This is a genomic window from uncultured Sphingomonas sp. (assembly GCF_964237155.1).
Taxonomy (GTDB): Bacteria; Pseudomonadota; Alphaproteobacteria; order Sphingomonadales; family Sphingomonadaceae; genus Sphingomonas.
In genome coordinates, this window is the sequence record NZ_CAXSHH010000007.1 from 1 (window position 1) to 16,846 (window position 16,846).

Sequence of the window (16,846 nt, forward strand, 5' to 3'; positions counted from 1 at the left end):
GCAGCCTTGAATCAACAAGCGATCACGCCGTCAACCTTTGTCCACGAGGCCTAGCACGCCGGTCCAGCCATCGCCACGCTCAGGTCTAGTTAGTAGCACCCCGGGGATCGAAACCCACCGATAGCGGACATCGACGACCGTCCGCCCCGCCGGCCCGGAACGCCCTCGTCGCAGCTCCGTTTGATCTGTGACCGCGAATCCGGCCCTTGCTCGCGATACCGAGGAACCCCCTTGTCCCTTCTCGACGTCCAGGGTCTCGCCAAGTCGGTGCCTCCCGCCCGCCGCCTGTTCCGCGACCTCGACCTGCGAGTCGCGGGCGGGCAGGTGGTCGCGATCCTGGGCGAATCGGGCGTCGGCAAATCCACGCTGCTCAACATCCTCGCCGGTCTCGACGACGCCGACACGGGCGAGGTGCGGATCGAGGGACGGGCGCTCGGCCCCCTCGACGAGGCGGCGCGGACCTGCCTGCGCCGAGAGCGGATCGGTTTCGTGTTTCAGGCCTTCCACATCCTGCCCTATCTGACGCTACGCCAGAACGTCGCGCTTCCGCTCGCGCTCGTCTCCCCCGACGCGCAGGCCGCCGCGGTCCGGGCGGACGGGATGCTGGACGCGGTCGGGCTCGGCGACCGCGGCGACGGTTACGCCCGCGACCTGTCGGGGGGCGAGCTTCAGAGGGTCGCCATCGCCCGGGCGCTCGTCCACCGGCCCGCCTTGATCCTGGCCGACGAACCTACGGGCAATCTCGACCCCGACACCGCCGCCCGCGTCCTGGCGCTGTTCGCCGATGCGGTGCGCGCAGGCGGGGCCGCCGCCCTCCTCGTCACCCACTCGGCCGCGACCGCCGCCGTCGCCGACCGGGTGCTGACGCTTACCTCGGGTGGCCTCATCTCCGGTGGCTGAACCCGGCCTCCTGTCGGCTCGGCTGGCGCTCGGCTGGCTGATCGGGGGCGAGTGGCGCTGGCACCCGGTCCGCTTCCTGCTCACCGCCGTGGCGATCGCGGTCGGCGTCGCGCTCGGCTTCGCGGTCCATCTCGTCAACGGTTCCGCGCTCGCGTCGTTCGACCGCGCGATCCAGGGTGTCAACGGTTCGGCCGAGCTCGCCGTTCGCGCCGCCAGCCCGCTCGGCTTCGACGAAACGCTCTATCCGCGCATCGCCGTCGCCCCCGGCGTCGCCGACGCAAGCCCCGTCGTGCGCCTCTCCGCCCGCGCGAACGGGGCGCGGTTCGACCTGCTCGGCCTCGACGTCATCCGGGCCGCCGCCGTCACCCCCAGCCTGATCGGCCTGCGCGCGAGCGGGCCCGAGGCGCGCGGCGACGAAGCGTTCGACGACGCCGCGCTGTTCCTGTCACGCGGCGCGCTGACCCGCCTGCGCACCCGGGTCGGCGCGCGGCTGGCCGTGACCGCCAACGGCCGCACCGTCCCGTTGACCGTCGCCGGGCCGCTCGCGGGCATCGGCGACGGCCAGGCGATCGGCGTCCTCGACATCGCCGCCGCCCAGTGGCGCTTCGACCGGTTGGGAACGCTTGACCGTATCGACCTGAGATTGACCGATCGCTCGACTGCGGAGGCCGCGCTCGCCCGCCTGCTTCCGGCGACCACGACGATCGGCGGCGCAGAGGCGGAGGCGGCGCAGGGCGAGAGCCTGTCGCGCGCCTACCGCGTCAACCTCGACATGCTGGCGCTGGTCGCGCTGCTGACGGGCGGGTTCCTCGTCTTCTCCGCCCAGTCGCTGTCGGTCGCCCGGCGGCTACGCGCGTTCGCGCTGATCCGCACGTTGGGGCTCCCCCGACGCGGGATCGTCGCGGCGGTCGCGATCGAAGGATTGGTGATCGGGCTGATCGGCGCGGCGCTGGGCTTGCTCGCGGGTTACGGTTTGGCGGTCCTGGCGCTCCGGCTGTTCGGCGGCGATCTCGGCGCGGGCTATTTCGCCGGGGGGGCGTCGCGCGTCGCCTTCCAGCCCGGGGCCGCGCTCGCCTTCTTCGCGCTCGGCCTCGCCGCCGCCGTGCTCGGGAGCGTGCTGCCCGCCCGCGCCGCCGCCCGGGCCGCCCCCGCCGCCGCGCTCAAGAACGCGGGCGACCTGGTCGACCCGCGCGCGCCGGTGCCTTGGCGGCCCGCGCTCGTCCTGCTCGCGCTGGGCGGAGCAGCCGCGTTCCTCCCCGTGGTCGCCAAGCTGCCGCTGTTCGGTTTCGCGAGCATGGCGCTGCTGCTGGCGGGCGGCGTCGCGGGCGTCCCTTGGCTCGCGCGCCGCCTGCTGGCGGGCTGGTCCCGTCGCCCGACGAGCAGCGTGCCCGCGCTGCTCGCGGTCCGTCACATCCACGGCGCGCCCGGCGAGGCGGCCACCGCGCTCTGCGGCATCGTCGCCTCCACCGCGCTGATGATCGCGATGGCGACCATGGTCGGCAGCTTCCGTGGCGCGGTCGATGATTGGTTGGGGCAACTTCTCTCCGCCGACCTTTACCTGCGCAACGAGGGCGGAGCGGGCTTCGACACCGCCACCCAGGCCCGCCTGCGTACCGTCCCGGGCATCGCCTCGCTGACCTTCAGCCGCCAGCTCCCGTTGACGCTCGCGCCCGACCGCCCGCCGGTCGCGCTCGTCACGCGCCGCGTCAACGAAGGGCGCGACTCGCTCCTTCCGCTGATCGACGAGGCCGCCGTCCCGCCCGGCGCGATCCCGGTCTGGGTCTCCGAACCCGCGCAACGCCTTTATGGCTGGAATCCGGGCGAGCTGATCGCGCTCCCGATCGCGGGCGGTCGCCGCTTCGCGGTCGCGGGCGTCTGGCGCGATTACGCCCGTCAGGCCGGTGCGGTCGCGATCCGCGACTCCGATTACATCCGCCTGACCGGCGACACGACCCGCGACGAGGCGGCGGCGACGCTCAAGCCCGGCACGGACGGCGACGCGGTCGGCCGCGCGCTCGTCGCCGCGCTGCCGCCGGAAAAGCGCGCATCGACCCAGGTCGCCGCGCCCGCGACGCTCCGCCGTTTCGCGCTCCAGCTCTTCGATCGGAGCTTCGCCGTGACCTACATATTGGAAGGGGTCGCGATCCTGGTTGGCCTCGCGGGCGTCGCCGCGACCGTGTCCGCGCAGACGATGGCGCGCACCCGCGAGTTCGGGATGCTCCGCCATCTCGGCGTCGCCAAGCGCCAGATCACCGTCATGCTCGGAATGGAGGGCGCGTTGCTCGGCCTGATTGGCGGACTAGCCGGTGTGCTGCTGGGCGGCGTGCTCGGCCAAGTGCTGATCCACGTGATAAACCCGCAATCCTTCAACTTCACCATGGAGACGCGCATTCCGGTGGGCACGATATTCGGCGTCGTCGCCGCGCTGATCGCGGCGGGCGCGGGCACCGCCGTCCTTGCCGGCCGCCGCGCGACCGCGACCGACGCGGTGCTCGCCGTGCGCGAGGATTGGTGATGCGCCGTGTCTTCGTCCTGCCCGCCCTTCTCGCGAGCGCCACCCTGGCGACCCCCGCTCCATACCCGGAGGTGCGCCCGGGCATCACGCTCCGCTTCCCCGCCGACCACGGTTCGCATCCCGCCTACCGCACGGAATGGTGGTATGTCACCGGCTGGCTCCGCACGGCGGACGGTCGCGATCTTGGCTTCCAGGTCACCTTCTTCCGTACCCGCCCCCAAGTCGATCCCGCCAACCCCAGCCGCTTCGCCGCCGGCCAGATCCTGTTCGCGCATGCCGCATTGTCCGATCCCAAGGTCGGCCGCATCCTCCATGGCGAGCGAGCCGCCCGCGCCGGCTTCGGCCTGGCGGGCGCGAAGGTCGGGGACGCCGACGTGGCGATCCGCGATTGGCGTCTCCGCCGCCTCCCCGACGGCCGCTTCGCGACCCGCGTCGCCGCGCCCGGCTTCACGCTCGACCTCGTCTTCCGCCCCACCCAGCCCCCGCTCGCGCAAGGGCTGAACGGCTATAGCCGCAAGGGACCTCGCCCCGACCAAGCGAGCTATTATTATTCGGTCCCGCATATGCGCGTGGCCGGCACCGTCACGCGCGACCGCACCGCGACCCGCGTGACGGGCGAGGCGTGGCTCGACCGCGAATGGTCCTCCGACTATCTCGCCCCGAATGCGGAAGGGTGGGACTGGACCGGCCTCAATCTCGACGACGGCGCGGCGTTGATGGCGTTCCGCATCCGCAAGCGGGGCGGCGGCACGATCTGGGCGGGCGGCTCCTACCGTTACCCTGACGGTCGCCGCGTCGTGTTCGCGCCCGGCGACGTCCGTTTCCGCCCGCTCGCCGCCTGGCGCTCCGCCCGCACGGGCGCGATCTACCCCGTCGCGCAGGAACTCACCGTTCGCCTGCCCGGCGGCGTCCGCCGCTTCCCGCTGCGCCCGCTCTTCCCCGCGCAGGAACTCGATGCACGCGCGAGCGGCCTCCCCGTCTATTGGGAGGGCGCGGTCCGCACGACGGGTGGACGCGGTTACCTGGAATTGACGGGCTACGCCGCCCCGCTGATGATATGATCGGTTCGGCCGGTCGGGCGCAACCCGACCGGCACCGGTGGCGTTGAAACTCCGAACCGCTCCCTGTGGAACCGCCTCCGAGCGCATCGGTCGTCTCCCGGCCTTCGAAAGGATCCCACGCCATGCCCACGCCCGCCAACGGCTATGCCGCGCAGTCCTCCGAAACGCCGCTTGCCCCCTTCGCCTTCGAACGCCGCGACCCCGGTCCGCGCGACGTCGCGATCGACATCCTGTTCTGCGGGGTCTGCCATTCGGACCTGCACACCGCGCGCGCCGAGTGGGGCGGAACCATCTATCCGTGCGTCCCCGGTCACGAGATCGTCGGCCGCGTCACGGCCGTCGGGGGCGAGGTGACGGGCTTTGCGGTCGGCGAGGCGGTCGGCGTCGGCTGCATGGTCGACAGCTGCCGCGCCTGCGCGTCCTGCCGGGACGGCGAGGAGCAATATTGCACCGGTTCGGGTTTCGTCGGCACCTATAACGGGAAGGACGCGGCGATGGGCGGCCACACCTTCGGCGGCTATTCCGATCACGTCGTCGTCGACCGGGATTTCGTGCTGAAGATAAGCCATGACGAGGCCGATCTGGCCGGGGTCGCCCCGCTGCTCTGCGCGGGCATCACGACCTACTCGCCGCTTCGCCATTGGAAGGTCGGGCCGGGCTGGAAGGTCGGGGTCGTCGGGCTGGCGGGCTGGGCCACATGGGCGTCAAGATCGCCGCCGCGATGGGTGCTGAGGTGGTCGTGTTCACCACCTCGCCCGGCAAGCGTGACGACGCGCTGCGCCTGGGCGCGAAGGAGGCGGTCGTGTCGCGCGACGCCGACCAGATGGCCGCGCACGAGGGTAGCTTCGACTTCATCCTCAACACCGTCGCCGCGCCGCTCAACCTCGATGCGTATCTGGTGCTGCTGAAGCGCGACGGGACGATGGTGCTGGTCGGCGTTCCCGCCGAGCCCCACCCTGCGCCATCCGTGGGCAATCTCGTCTTCCACCGTCGCGCGCTGGCCGGATCGCTGATCGGCGGCATCCGCGAGACGCAGGAGATGCTGGATTTCTGCCGCGAGCACGATCTGACGTCGGACATCGAGCTGATCGCGATGGACGAGATCGACACGGCCTACGACCGGATGGTCAAGGGCGACGTGAAATACCGCTTCGTCATCGACATGGCGACGTTGCAGGAGCGGTAGGATGGTGCACCCGACAGGATTCGAACCTGTGACCCCTGCCTTCGGAGGGCAGTGCTCTATCCAGCTGAGCTACGGATGCGCGATGCCCGGATAGCAGCGCCCGCGCGGGCGCGCTAGCGCCTTTCATCCGCCAGCCGCACCGGCTGGAACGGGGCCAGCCCGCAGCTCGCGCCGCGCGTCGGGCCGCCGGTCAGCGTCAGCACGGTGATGATGTCCTGCGCGCAGAGCTGGCTGAGCGACGTCGAATAGCTGAACCGCTCCTCGAACCCCAATTGCGGGCAGGGCTGCGACAAGGTCACGCGGTACACCTGTCGTCCCGTCATCACGAAGTCGATCACCTGGTTGGACCGCACCCGCGTTTCGCGGATCGAGCGGAGCGGGATGCAGCTCCGCGCCTCGCCGACAGGCGTCGCGACCGGGATGTCGCCCCGCCGCTGCGCCGCGCCGCCCGAGGTGGCGGCCGTTGCGAGGATCAGGACGGGAAGGAGCTTACGCATCGTCAGAATCCTTCTGTATGCCATCTTTGGGCGCGGGGGTCTTGGGTTCGAACGCGCAGAGGTCGCGGACGATGCATCGCCAGCATTCGGGCCGCCGCGCCTTGCAGACATACCGCCCATGCAGGATCAGCCAGTGATGCGCGCCGCGCTTGAACAAAGCGGGCGTCACCGCTTCCAGTCCTGCCTCGACCATCGGCGGCGTCTTGCCCGACGCGAGGCCCGTACGGTTGCCGACGCGGAAGACGTGCGTGTCGACCGCGATCGTCCCCGCCTCGAACGCGACATTCATCACCACCGCCGCCGTCTTGCTGCCGACGCCGGGCAGCCGCTCCAGCATCGCGCGGTCGGCGGGCACGACGCCGCCATGCTCCTCGATCAACCGCTGGCTCAGCGCGATGACGTTCTTGGCCTTGGTGTTGTAAAGCCCGATCGTGCGGATGTAGCCCCTGAGCGCCTCCTCGCCGAGTTCGACCATCGCGGCGGGCGTGTCGGCGACCGCGAACAGCGGCCGCGTCGCCTTGTTGACGCTCACATCTGTCGCCTGCGCCGACAACGCCACCGCGACCAGCAGCGTATAGGGGTTGATGAAGGCGAGCTCGGTTTCCGGTGCCGGGTCGTTCTCCGCCAGCCGGCGATAGAACTCGAAGACCTCCGCCTCCTTCACAGGCCCAGCACATCCCCCATCCGGTAGCGCCCCGGCGCTTGCCCGACGAGCCACAACGCCGCGCGCACCGCGCCGCGCGCGAAGATCACCCGGTCCTCGCCGCGGTGGCCGAGCTCGATCCGCTCGCCGTCGGTCGCGAACACGACATGGTGGTCGCCGATCACCGACCCGCCGCGCAGCGACGAGAAGCCGATCGTCCCCTCCGTCCGCGCGCCCGTCAGCCCCGCGCGCCCGTCGACGCGTACCTCGGACAAGCTGGTGTCCCGGCCCTTCGCCGCCGCCTCGCCCAGTTGGAGCGCGGTGCCGCTCGGCGCGTCGACCTTGTGACGATGGTGCATCTCGACGATCTCGATGTCCCATTCCGGCCCCAGCCGCGCCGCCGCCTCGCGCACCAGGATGCCAAGCAGCGTGACGCCGAGCGAGGTGTTCCCGGTCTGGAGCACGGGGATCTCCGCCGCCGCCGCATCGATCATCTGGTGGTGCCGCGCCGACAACCCGGTGGTGCCGATCAGGATCGGCTTTCCCGCCAGCCGCGCCGCTTCCAGATGCTCGGGCAGCCCGCTCGCGACGGAGAAATCGACCAGCACGTCCGCGCGCTGGGCCAGGGGGCGGCAATCGTCCTTCGCGTCGACCCCGCCCGCATTGGCCGCGCCGACATCCTCCAGCACGTCGGCGACCGTGCGCCCCATCCGCCCCAGGCTGCCATAGATGCCGACCGCCGTCATGCGCGCGTTCCTCGTTACCGCCCCGGTCACCGCGTCGGCACCGGCGTCTCGCCGGCATAGTCGTAGAAGCCCCGGCCCGCCTTTTTCCCCATCCAACCGGCCTCGACATATTTGATCAGCAGCGGCGCCGGCCGGAACTTGGGATCGCCCGTCCCCTCGAACAACACCCGCGTGATCTCCAGGCAGGTGTCGAGCCCGATAAAGTCGGCGAGCGTCAACGGCCCCATCGGATGGTTGAGCCCCAGCTGGCACGCGGCGTCGATGTCGGGGATCGTCGCCACCCCCTCCCCCAGCGCGAAGCACGCCTCGTTCAGCATCGGCATCAGCACCCGGTTGACGATGAAGCCCGGCGCGTCGTTCGCGCGCACCACCCGCTTGCCGAGCGTCTGCGCGTATCCCTCCACCGCCGCGACGGTCGCGTCGGAGGTCGCCAGGCCGCGGATCAGCTCGATCAGCCCCATGACGGGCACCGGGTTGAAGAAATGCACCCCCACGAACCGCGCCGGATCGGGCGACGCCTGCGCCAGCCGCGTGATCGGGATCGACGAGGTGTTGGTCGCCAGGATGGCGTCGGGGCGCAGCACCTTGCCGACCTCGCCGAAGATCGCGCGCTTCACCGCCTCGCGCTCGGTCGCCGCCTCGATCACCAGGTCGCACGCGCCCATCGCCCCCGCGCCTTCGACGGGCTCGATCAGCGCGAGCGCCGCGTCGCGGTCCGCCCCGGCGATCTTCTCCTTCGCCACCGCCCGGTTCAGCTGCTTGGCAATCCCCGAGAGCCCGGCTTGCGCGCGGTCGATCGACACGTCGGACAGCAGCACGCGAAACCCCGCCTGCGCCGACACCTGCGCGATCCCCGCGCCCATCTGCCCCGCCCCGATCACGCCCACTATTCGCATGCCGTCCTCCTCGACGCGCCGCTTAGATGCGCAATTCTTCTCCCGCTAGCCGGTAAGCCGATGATCACGCGATATCATTCATCCGCATCGGCTTTCGGCTCCGGCAAAATGGGTGGTGTATCATCCATGTGGGTCAGCCAATTGCTCCAGATGGTGCGGGTGCGCCACTTCGTCATCACCAAGCGACACCGTAGGGCCATCGCCGTCCGGATCGTGCCGCCGCTCCAGCGAATATATACGGCGTCGCATTCGCCGTCGCGATAAGCTGCCCAGGCTTGCCCGGCCTTCCCGAACGCGGCCGGAAATCCTGCGTTGGCCGAGCTGGGCTCGGCCTCGCCGGCCAGCCCGCGAAGCCGGACCAAGGCCGCGGCGGTGTAGCGAGCCAGCTCCGCCTCCGCCGCATCAAGCTTGCCAGAAAGACAGTCGTTCATATCGATCGTGGTCGATCCCGAACACGGGTTCGGCGTCGTGGTCGCCTGTGCCGAGGCGAAGAGGAGGAGGAGGGAAAGCATTGGGGGCCTTTTACATCGGGATCACGTCGATGCGGACTTAGCAGCTTTGTCGAATCAGGATGGAGGGACGCGAGAGCTTATCGACCATTAGGGCGCAGGCCGCACCACCCGCGCCTCCGCCAGCAGCACCGCGAACAGCGCGTCCGGGTCGGTCCACTCGGCCACCGGCTCCCACCCGCCCGCGCGGAGGAGCAGCCGTGCGGCGTCGTCCGTGTATTTATGGCTGTTCTCGGTATGGATCGTCTCCCCCGCCGCCATCCCGAACGCTTTCCCCGCGACGGTGAAGCCGACGTCACGAACCGCCTCCAGATGCATCTCGATCCGCGCAGCGCCCGCGTTCCAGCGCGCGAGGTGCCGGAACGCGTCGACGGCCAAGTCGCCGTCCAGCTCGCGGTTGATCCGCTCGAGCAGGTTGAGGTTGAACCGCGCCGTCACGCCCGCCGCGTCGTCATACGCGGCGGTCAGCACTCCCGCATCTTTAACCCGGTCCATGCCGATCAACAGCATCGCCCCTTCACCTAGCGACCCCCTCATCGCGCGAAGCAGGTCGACCGCGCCCGCCGGCTCCAGATTGCCGATCGTCGACCCGGGGAAGAACCCCAGCTTGGGGCTGTCCGCTACCACGTCCGGCAGCGTCATCGCCATCGTGAAGTCTGCCTCGAACGGCACCACCTCGACCCCCGGGAACTCGCCCGCCAGCCCCCGGGCCGCCTCGCGCAGGAAATCGCCGGATATGTCGATGGGCACGTAGACGGGTGGTCGGACGCGACGCAGCAGCACGCGCGTCTTGGTCGACGCGCCCGATCCGAACTCGATCACCGCCCTCCCCGGCCCGACGAGCGCCGCGACCTCGTCGGCCGCCGCCTCCAGGATCGCGGTCTCGGCCCGCGTCGGATAATATTCGGGCAATTCGGTGATCAGCTCGAACAGCTCGGACCCCGTCCGGTCGTAGAACCAGCGCGCCGGGATTGCGCGCGGCCGCGCCCCGAGGCCCGCGAGCACGTCGTCACGGAAGCTCACAGGTCGCGCGCCAACCGGACGCCCGTGAACTGCCAACGCTGATGCGGCGCGAAGAAGTTGCGGTAGCTTGGCCCCACATGCCCGCGCGGCGTCGCGCACGACCCGCCGCGCAGGACGAACTGCCCGCTCATGAACTTGCCGTTATACTCGCCCACCGCGCCCTCGACCGCACGGAACCCGGGATAGGGCCGGAAGGCCGAACCCGTCCATTCCCATACATCGCCGAAGAACGCCGGCCCGCCCGTCGAGGGGCGCGGCTCGACCGGACCCGCCGCGTCCAGCTGGTTACCGCCCGCCTGATCGTGTCCGGCGGCGGCCGACTCCCATTCCGCCTCGGTCGGCAGCCGCGCGCCCGCCCAGGCGGCATAGGCGTCCGCCTCGTACAGGCTGACATGCGTCACCGGCGCGGCCGGATCGATCGCGCGCCGCCCGTCCAACCCGAACCGCGTCCATTCGCCGTCCCGTTCCTGCCAATATAACGGGGCCTCGATCCCCTCGCTCCGCACCCAGGCCCAGCCCTCGCTCAGCCAATGGCGCGGGTCGCGGTAGCCGCCGTCCTCGATGAAGGCGAACCACTCCTGGTTGGCGACCGTCCGGTCGGCGACCGCGTGCGGCGAAAGCCACGCTGTGTGGCGCGGCCCCTCGCAATCGAATGCGAAGCCGGTTCCTGCATGGCCGATCTCGACGACACCCTCGCCCCCCGTGAGCCACCCGGTCGGACCCGGCATCGCGACGGGGGTCTTGGGCGGGCGCGGCCACAATGCGGGCTGGAGCGGATTGCGCGACAGCAGGTGGAGGATGTCGGTCTGGAGCAGTTCCTGATGCTGCTCCTCGTGATGACACCCCAACTCAACCAGCGCCCTCGCGTCCCCCGACAAGCCGGGCAACGCACGCGTCAGCGCCGCGTCGACATGCGCCCGGTACCCGCGCACCTCGTCCAGCGTCGGCCGGGTGATCAGCCCGCGCGCATCCCGCGCCTGCCGGACACCCTCCGCCTCGTAATAGCTGTTGAACAGGAACGGCCAGCAATCGTCATGCAGCCGATACCCCGTCACATGGTCGCGCAGCACGAATGTCTCGAAGAACCAGCTGGTGTGCGCCAGGTGCCATTTGGCGGGCGAGGCGTCGGGCATCGACTGCACCGTCGCGTCCGCGTCCGACAATGGCGCGGCGAGCGCCAGGGACATGGCCCGCACGCCCGCGAACCGCCGGACGAGCGCGTCCGCCCCGTCGATCGTTGAGACCCGCAACATGCCGTGTTCCTAACATCACGCAGGGTTTGCACCTAGATCGGGTCAGCGCGTCGCGCCGGGCCTCCACAACACGTCGCCGCCCGCCCCGTTCGCCGCGCGCGCGGCCACGAACAGATAATCCGACAACCGGTTCAGATAGGCCAGCGCCTGCGGGTTGGCGTCCGCCGCCATCGCCACCACGCTCCGCTCCGCGCGCCGAGCCACCGCGCGCGCGACGTGGAGAGCCGCCGCGCCGGCGCTCCCGCCCGGCAGGATAAAGCTCGTCAGCGGCACCAGATGCTCGTTGAGCGCGTCGATCGCGCGCTCCAGCCGCTCCACCTGCGCCGCCACGATCCGCAGCACCATCTCCGACGGCGTGAAGTCCGCGCCGGGCGTCGCCAGGTCAGCGCCCAGATCGAACAGCTCGTTCTGCACCGCGCCCAGCTCTCGTGCGATCGCGTGATCCCCCAGCGCGACGATCGCGACGCCGATGCACGAATTCAGTTCGTCGACATCGCCAATCGCGGCCAGCCGCCCATCGGCCTTGGACAGGCGCGACCCGTCGACCAGCCCGGTATCTCCCCCGTCGCCGGTCCGCGTGTAGATGCGGTTGAGCTTGACCAGGGTCCTTACGTCCGGCCGGCGGCGAACAGGATCACGACGATGATCAACACCGCGATCCCCTGGAAGAAGATACGCTGCTGCATCATGCTGTTCGATTTCAGCGACGACGCGGTCGGCCCGCCCTTCACCTCCGCGCTCGAGTCCTGAAGGAACGCGATGATCCCCCGCACCAGCGCCACGACGGTCGCGATCATCGCCGCGACGAGGAGGATGATGAGGAAAGTATTCATGGCATCGATCTAGTCGCGCCCGATCGAAAATCCAGCGGGCGGGATATCCTCGATCAACCCCGCCGCCAATTTCCGTCCGTCCGTCCCGTCCGCGCGCAGGCTCGCCAGCGACTGGCTGCCGCGCCGCTTCGCCAGCCGCTCGCCGTCCGCCCCGATCAGGAGCTGGTGGTGCCGGTAGCGCGGCGTCGGCAACCCCAGCAGCGCCTGGAGCAGCCGGTGGATGTGCGTCGCCGCGAACAGGTCCATCCCCCGCACCACGTCCGTCACGCCCTGGGCGGCATCGTCCACCGTGACCGCCAGATGATAGCTCGTCGCCACGTCCTTGCGCGCCAGCACCACGTCGCCTTGGCTTCCCGGTTCGGCGCGCACCGATCCTGCCCGCTCGTCCCACCAATCGATCGGCCCCGCCGACGCCGTCGCGGCGGCCATGTCGATCCGCCAGGCATGCGCCTCGCCCGGGCGCGATGCCGGATCGACGCCCCGGCAAGTTCCCGGATAAGCCGCGGTCGGCCCGTGCGGGGCGCCCACCGCCTCGGTGATCTCCGCGCGCGTGCAGAAACAGGGATAGACCAGCCTCCGCCGCCTCAGCACGTCCAGCGCCGCCGCATATGCGCCGGAGCGCGCCGACTGAAACACCATCGGCCCGTCCCATTCCAGCCCCAGCCAACGCAGGTCGTCCAGGATGCCGGCCACATGCTCCGCCCGGCTCCGCGTTCCGTCGATATCCTCGATCCGCAGCAGGAACGCGCCGCCCCCCGCCCGCGCGAAAGCATGGGCGCGCACCGCCGAATAGGCGTGCCCCAGATGCAGCGGCCCCGTCGGGCTCGGCGCGAAACGCGTGACCACGGCCCCGCCCTCCATCAGCTAGCGCCGTTCACCTGGATCACCCACAACCGCTAGCGGCAACCCTCGCGCTTGACCGCGCGTTGTCCCCCGTGCTGTCATGACCCATCTTGTAATGAAGCTGTCACCCCGCCCGGGCAGGGGCGCACGCGTAACGTATTTGGGGAGGAGCCGTGTATCATCCCGACCTGATCCGCCATCCGGACGGCTGTCCAGCACTCGTCCTCAACGCCGATTACACCCCGTTATCGTACTATCCGCTCAGCCTGTGGCCGTGGCAGACCGCGGTCAAGGCGGTGTTCCTCGACCGCGTCGACATCGTCTCGCATTACGAGCGCGAGGTGCGAAGCGCGCATACCTCGCTGAAGCTCCCTTCGGTGATCGCGCTCAAGCAGTTTGTGAAACCTTCGCAGTTTCCAGCCTTCACCCGCTTCAACCTGTTCCTGCGCGACCGTTTCCACTGCCAATATTGCGGCCGTCACCGCGAGTTGACCTTCGATCACGTGATCCCCCGCGCGCAGGGCGGACGCACCACCTGGGAGAATGTCGTCACCGCCTGCGCGCCCTGCAACCTGAAAAAGGGCGGCCGCACCCCCAAGCAGGCGTCGATGCCGCTCCATCTCGAACCCATTCGCCCGACCAGTTGGCACCTCCAGGAACATGGCCGCGCCTTTCCGCCCAACTATCTCCACGACACCTGGCGCGACTGGTTATACTGGGACATCGAACTGGAAGCGTAGGGGGCGTTCGCGGATGCGGCTGGTGTTGGTGCTCGGGGCGGCGGCCCTGTCGGCGGGGTGCGGCGAGAAGGCGTCGGAACGCGCGGCCGCCGACGCCCACGCGGCCGGTTTCACCCCGCCCGCCGTCACCTCGCGCCTCGACTGGGGCGGGCAGCAGGAGCGCCGCTTCACCACGCTCGACCGCAACGCCGACGACAAGCTGACCGCCGACGAGTTCCCCCGCGTCGACTCCCGCCTGGCCCGCGCGGACGCCAACGGCGACGGCGAGATCACCAAGACCGAATTCACCACCGCCGCCATGGGGCGCTTCGACCGCATGGACATCAACCGGGACGGCACCGTCACGTCCGAGGAACAGGACACGACGCGCAACGGCACGATCGCCGCCGACTGACACGCGATATTGACGGCGGGGTCGCCGCGCCGCAGCATCGGCGCATGGCTACAGTCCTCGCGCCCGATCTGCCCCCCATCGCCAACAACGGGGATGTCCGCTTCCTCGGCAAGCTGCTCGGCGACGTGATCCGCGCGCAGGGCGGCGACCGCCTGTTCGAGGCGACGGAGGCGATCCGCAGCGCCTCGGTGGACCGCCACCGCGGCGGACGCGAAGACCACCGCGCGCTCGACCTCCGGCTCGAGGCGCTCGGGCTGGACGAGACGCTCGACTTCGTCCGCGGCTTCATGCTTTTCTCCATGCTCGCCAATCTAGCGGAGGACCGTCAGGGCGCCCGGACGGACGCCGACGCCGATTTCGCGGCGGCGCTCCGCCGCCTGGCCCAGGAGGGCGTCGACCCGGCCGCCATCGACGATCTGCTGGCGAACGCGTTGATCGCGCCCGTGCTCACCGCCCACCCGACCGAGGTCAGGCGCAAGAGCATGATCGACCACCGCAACCGCATCGCCGAACTGCTCGCGCTCCGCGACCGGGGCGCGACCGAAACCCCGGACGGCGACCTGATCGACGAGGCCGTCTCCCGCCAGATCGCGCTCCTCTGGCGGACGCGCGTCCTCCGCCGCGAACGCCTGTACGTCGCCGACGAGGTGGAGACCGCGCTCAGCTACCTGCGCGACGTGTTCCTCCCCACGCTCCCCGCGCTCTACCAACGCTGGGACCGCGCGCTCGGGCGACGCGTGCCCGCCTTCCTCAGGCCCGGCAGCTGGATCGGCGGCGATCGCGACGGCAACCCGTTCGTCGATGCCGCCTCGCTCCGCACCGCGCTCGCGAAGGCGTGCGAGGCGGTGCTCGGGGCGTATCTCGACGGGGTCCACGCGCTCGGCGCCGAACTCTCCATCTCCGCCGAGCACGCGGCCATCCCCGACGGCGTCCGCGCCCTCGCCGACCGCTCGGGTGATAGCGCCCCCAGCCGCGCCGACGAACCCTACCGCCGCGCGCTGTCGGGCATCCACACCCGCCTCGCCGCGACGCATCTCCACCTCACCGGCAAGCCCGCGCCGCGTCCCGGCGCATTGAAAGGCGAGCCCTATCCCGACCCCGCCGCGTTCCGCGCCGATCTCGTCACCCTCGCCCACGGCCTCGCTGACACCGGCGAGACGCTATCGTCAGGCGGCGCGCTCGGCCGCCTGATCCGCTCGGTCGAACTGTTCGGCTTCCACCTGGCCACGCTCGACCTCCGCCAGAACTCCGCCGTCCACGAACGCGTCGTCGCCGAACTGCTCAGCGTCGCCGGGGTCGAACCCGACTATCTAGGCCTACCCGAGGACGCCCGCGTCGCGCTGCTCCGCCGCGAGCTCGCCGGCCCCCGTCCCCTCGCCAGCCGGTACACGGCCTACTCCGACGAGACCGTCTCCGAACTCGCCATCCTCCACGCCGCCGCCCAGGCCCACGCGACCTACGGCCCCGCCGCCATCGCCAACTACGTCGTCTCGATGGCCAAGTCGGTCTCCGACCTGCTCGAGGTCAACCTGCTCCTGAAGGAGGTCGGCCTCTATCGTCCCGGCGACCCGCCCACCGCCGCCATCATGGCCGTCCCCCTGTTCGAGACGATCGAGGACCTCGAGGCCGCCCCCGCCATCATGCGCGCCTGGCTCGCCACGCCGGAGGTCGCGACGATCGCCAAGGCGCGCGGCCACCAGGAGGTGATGATCGGCTATTCGGACTCGAACAAGGACGGCGGCTACCTTACCTCGACCTGGAGCCTGTCCAAGGCGTCGACCGCGCTCGCCCCCGTCTTCGCCGAGGCGGGCGTCGCGATGCAGCTGTTCCACGGGCGCGGCGGCGCGGTCGGGCGCGGGGGCGGCTCCGCCTTCGCCGCGATCCGCGCGCAGCCCCCCGGCACCGTCCAGGGCCGCATCCGCATCACCGAACAAGGCGAGGTGATCGCCGGGAAATACGGCACCCGCGAGAGCGCGCTCGCCAACCTCGAAGCGATGGCGTCCGCCACCCTCCTCGCCAGCCTCGAGCCGCCCCGCCTCTCGAACGCCGAGAACGATCGCTTCGCCGCCGCGATGGACAGCGCTTCCACTACCGCGTTCCGCACCTACCGCGACCTGGTCTATGGCACGGAAGGTTTCCGCACCTTCTTCCGCCAGCTAACCCCCATCGCCGAGATCGCCGGCCTCAAGATCGGCTCCCGCCCCGCCAGCCGCACCAAGTCCGACCGGATCGAGGATCTGCGCGCGATCCCCTGGGTGTTCAGCTGGGCACAGGCGCGCGTCATGCTGCCGGGCTGGTACGGCGTCGGCGGCGCCCTGGCCGAGGGCGACCCCGCCCTCCTCGCCGACATGGCAGATGGCTGGCCCCTTTTCGCCGCCACGCTCGCCAACATGGAGATGGTGCTCGCCAAGTCCGACATGGCCGTCGCCGCCCGCTACGCCGCGCTCGTCGAGGACGAAGGCCTACGCGACGCCATCTTCACCCGCATCCGGGACGAATGGCACCGCACCCACGACGCCCTCCTCCGCGTCACCGGCCAGTCGCGCCTCCTCGAGCACCATCCCGCCCTCGACGCCAGCATCCGCCTGCGCCTCCCCTATATCGAACCGCTCAACCTCCTCCAGATCGAACTCCTGAAACGCCACCGCGCCGGCGAGACCGACGCCCGCGTCGAGGAAGGCATCCTCCTGTCGATCAACGCGATCGCGACGGCACTCAGGAACTCCGGCTAGACACCCCGACCGATCGCAGACATTTTCCTCCCTCGCGAAGCGGGGGAGGGGGACCGCTCGCGAAGCGAGTGGTGG

At 70.5% G+C, this 16,846-nt stretch carries 16 protein-coding genes, 1 tRNA gene and 1 pseudogene; 7 read left to right on the top strand and 11 right to left on the bottom strand.

Annotated features, from left to right (window positions below):
* The first annotated feature begins 231 nt into the window (after positions 1–231).
* The 4 genes and pseudogenes from ACFE71_RS02880 to ACFE71_RS02895 all read left to right on the top strand — a co-directional run bounded on the left by ACFE71_RS02880 (position 232) and on the right by ACFE71_RS02895 (position 5,662).
* Positions 232–900 (top strand): ABC transporter ATP-binding protein, encoded by a 669-nt coding sequence (locus ACFE71_RS02880; protein WP_375427311.1) that lies wholly within the window; start codon positions 232–234, stop codon positions 898–900.
* Positions 893–3,415 (top strand): FtsX-like permease family protein, encoded by a 2,523-nt coding sequence (locus ACFE71_RS02885; protein WP_375427312.1) that lies wholly within the window; start codon positions 893–895, stop codon positions 3,413–3,415. Before ACFE71_RS02880 ends, ACFE71_RS02885 begins: the two co-directional genes overlap by 8 nt.
* On the top strand, positions 3,415–4,476 hold the full coding sequence (locus ACFE71_RS02890; protein WP_375427313.1) for a lipocalin-like domain-containing protein: 1,062 nt from the start codon (positions 3,415–3,417) through the stop codon (positions 4,474–4,476). The genes ACFE71_RS02885 and ACFE71_RS02890 overlap by 1 nt, the downstream gene beginning before the upstream one ends.
* Positions 4,477–4,598: 122 nt before the next feature.
* Positions 4,599–5,662: pseudogene (locus ACFE71_RS02895) on the top strand (NAD(P)-dependent alcohol dehydrogenase).
* Between the two features lie 2 nt (positions 5,663–5,664).
* On the opposite strand, the gene ACFE71_RS02900 reads toward ACFE71_RS02895, so the two are convergent.
* The 11 genes from ACFE71_RS02900 to gluQRS all read right to left on the bottom strand — a co-directional run bounded on the left by ACFE71_RS02900 (position 5,665) and on the right by gluQRS (position 12,923).
* A tRNA-Arg gene (locus tag ACFE71_RS02900) sits at positions 5,665–5,741 on the bottom strand.
* 34 nt (positions 5,742–5,775) lie between these two features.
* On the bottom strand, positions 5,776–6,159 hold the full coding sequence (locus ACFE71_RS02905) for a hypothetical protein (RefSeq protein ID WP_375427314.1): 384 nt from the start codon (positions 6,157–6,159) through the stop codon (positions 5,776–5,778).
* The gene (gene nth, locus ACFE71_RS02910) at positions 6,152–6,823 is read right to left on the bottom strand and encodes an endonuclease III (protein ID WP_375427315.1); all 672 of its coding nucleotides are present in this window, start codon (positions 6,821–6,823) and stop codon (positions 6,152–6,154) included. Before nth ends, ACFE71_RS02905 begins: the two co-directional genes overlap by 8 nt.
* Positions 6,820–7,548 (bottom strand): 4-hydroxy-tetrahydrodipicolinate reductase, encoded by a 729-nt coding sequence (dapB, locus tag ACFE71_RS02915; protein ID WP_375427316.1) that lies wholly within the window; start codon positions 7,546–7,548, stop codon positions 6,820–6,822. Before dapB ends, nth begins: the two co-directional genes overlap by 4 nt.
* A 26-nt stretch (positions 7,549–7,574) precedes the next feature.
* On the bottom strand, positions 7,575–8,444 hold the full coding sequence (locus ACFE71_RS02920) for a 3-hydroxyacyl-CoA dehydrogenase NAD-binding domain-containing protein (protein ID WP_375427317.1): 870 nt from the start codon (positions 8,442–8,444) through the stop codon (positions 7,575–7,577).
* A 74-nt stretch (positions 8,445–8,518) separates the two neighbouring features.
* Entirely contained in the window at positions 8,519–8,956 is a 438-nt protein-coding gene (locus ACFE71_RS02925) for a lysozyme inhibitor LprI family protein (protein WP_375427318.1), read from the bottom strand.
* 87 nt (positions 8,957–9,043) lie between these two features.
* Complete coding sequence (gene egtD / locus ACFE71_RS02930) at positions 9,044–9,976, bottom strand: L-histidine N(alpha)-methyltransferase (RefSeq protein ID WP_375427319.1); 933 nt, start codon at positions 9,974–9,976, stop codon at positions 9,044–9,046.
* On the bottom strand, positions 9,973–11,229 hold the full coding sequence (gene egtB, locus ACFE71_RS02935; protein ID WP_375427320.1) for an ergothioneine biosynthesis protein EgtB: 1,257 nt from the start codon (positions 11,227–11,229) through the stop codon (positions 9,973–9,975). Before egtB ends, egtD begins: the two co-directional genes overlap by 4 nt.
* A 42-nt stretch (positions 11,230–11,271) precedes the next feature.
* Positions 11,272–11,832 carry a cob(I)yrinic acid a,c-diamide adenosyltransferase gene (locus tag ACFE71_RS02940; RefSeq protein WP_375427392.1) on the bottom strand — a complete coding sequence of 187 codons (561 nt, stop codon included), beginning with the start codon at positions 11,830–11,832 and terminating at the stop codon, positions 11,272–11,274.
* Positions 11,833–11,837: 5 nt separating this feature from the next.
* Positions 11,838–12,062, bottom strand: a complete 225-nt coding sequence (locus ACFE71_RS02945; protein WP_375427321.1) for a twin transmembrane helix small protein — start codon at positions 12,060–12,062, stop codon at positions 11,838–11,840.
* 9 nt (positions 12,063–12,071) lie between these two features.
* Positions 12,072–12,923: a tRNA glutamyl-Q(34) synthetase GluQRS gene (gene gluQRS / locus ACFE71_RS02950; protein ID WP_375427322.1), complete on the bottom strand. Its 852-nt coding sequence runs from the start codon at positions 12,921–12,923 to the stop codon at positions 12,072–12,074.
* 155 nt (positions 12,924–13,078) lie between these two features.
* Between gluQRS and ACFE71_RS02955 the strand changes: the two genes are divergently transcribed.
* From ACFE71_RS02955 to ppc, 3 genes are read left to right on the top strand one after another with little or no spacing between them, the layout of a single operon-like run.
* A complete protein-coding gene (locus ACFE71_RS02955) occupies positions 13,079–13,645 on the top strand; it encodes an HNH endonuclease (RefSeq protein ID WP_375427323.1) in 567 nt (188 codons plus the stop codon).
* 13 nt (positions 13,646–13,658) lie between these two features.
* A complete protein-coding gene (locus ACFE71_RS02960; RefSeq protein WP_375427324.1) occupies positions 13,659–14,039 on the top strand; it encodes a hypothetical protein in 381 nt (126 codons plus the stop codon).
* Between the two features lie 44 nt (positions 14,040–14,083).
* Complete coding sequence (gene ppc, locus ACFE71_RS02965) at positions 14,084–16,771, top strand: phosphoenolpyruvate carboxylase (protein WP_375427325.1); 2,688 nt, start codon at positions 14,084–14,086, stop codon at positions 16,769–16,771.
* Positions 16,772–16,846 lie beyond the last annotated feature (75 nt).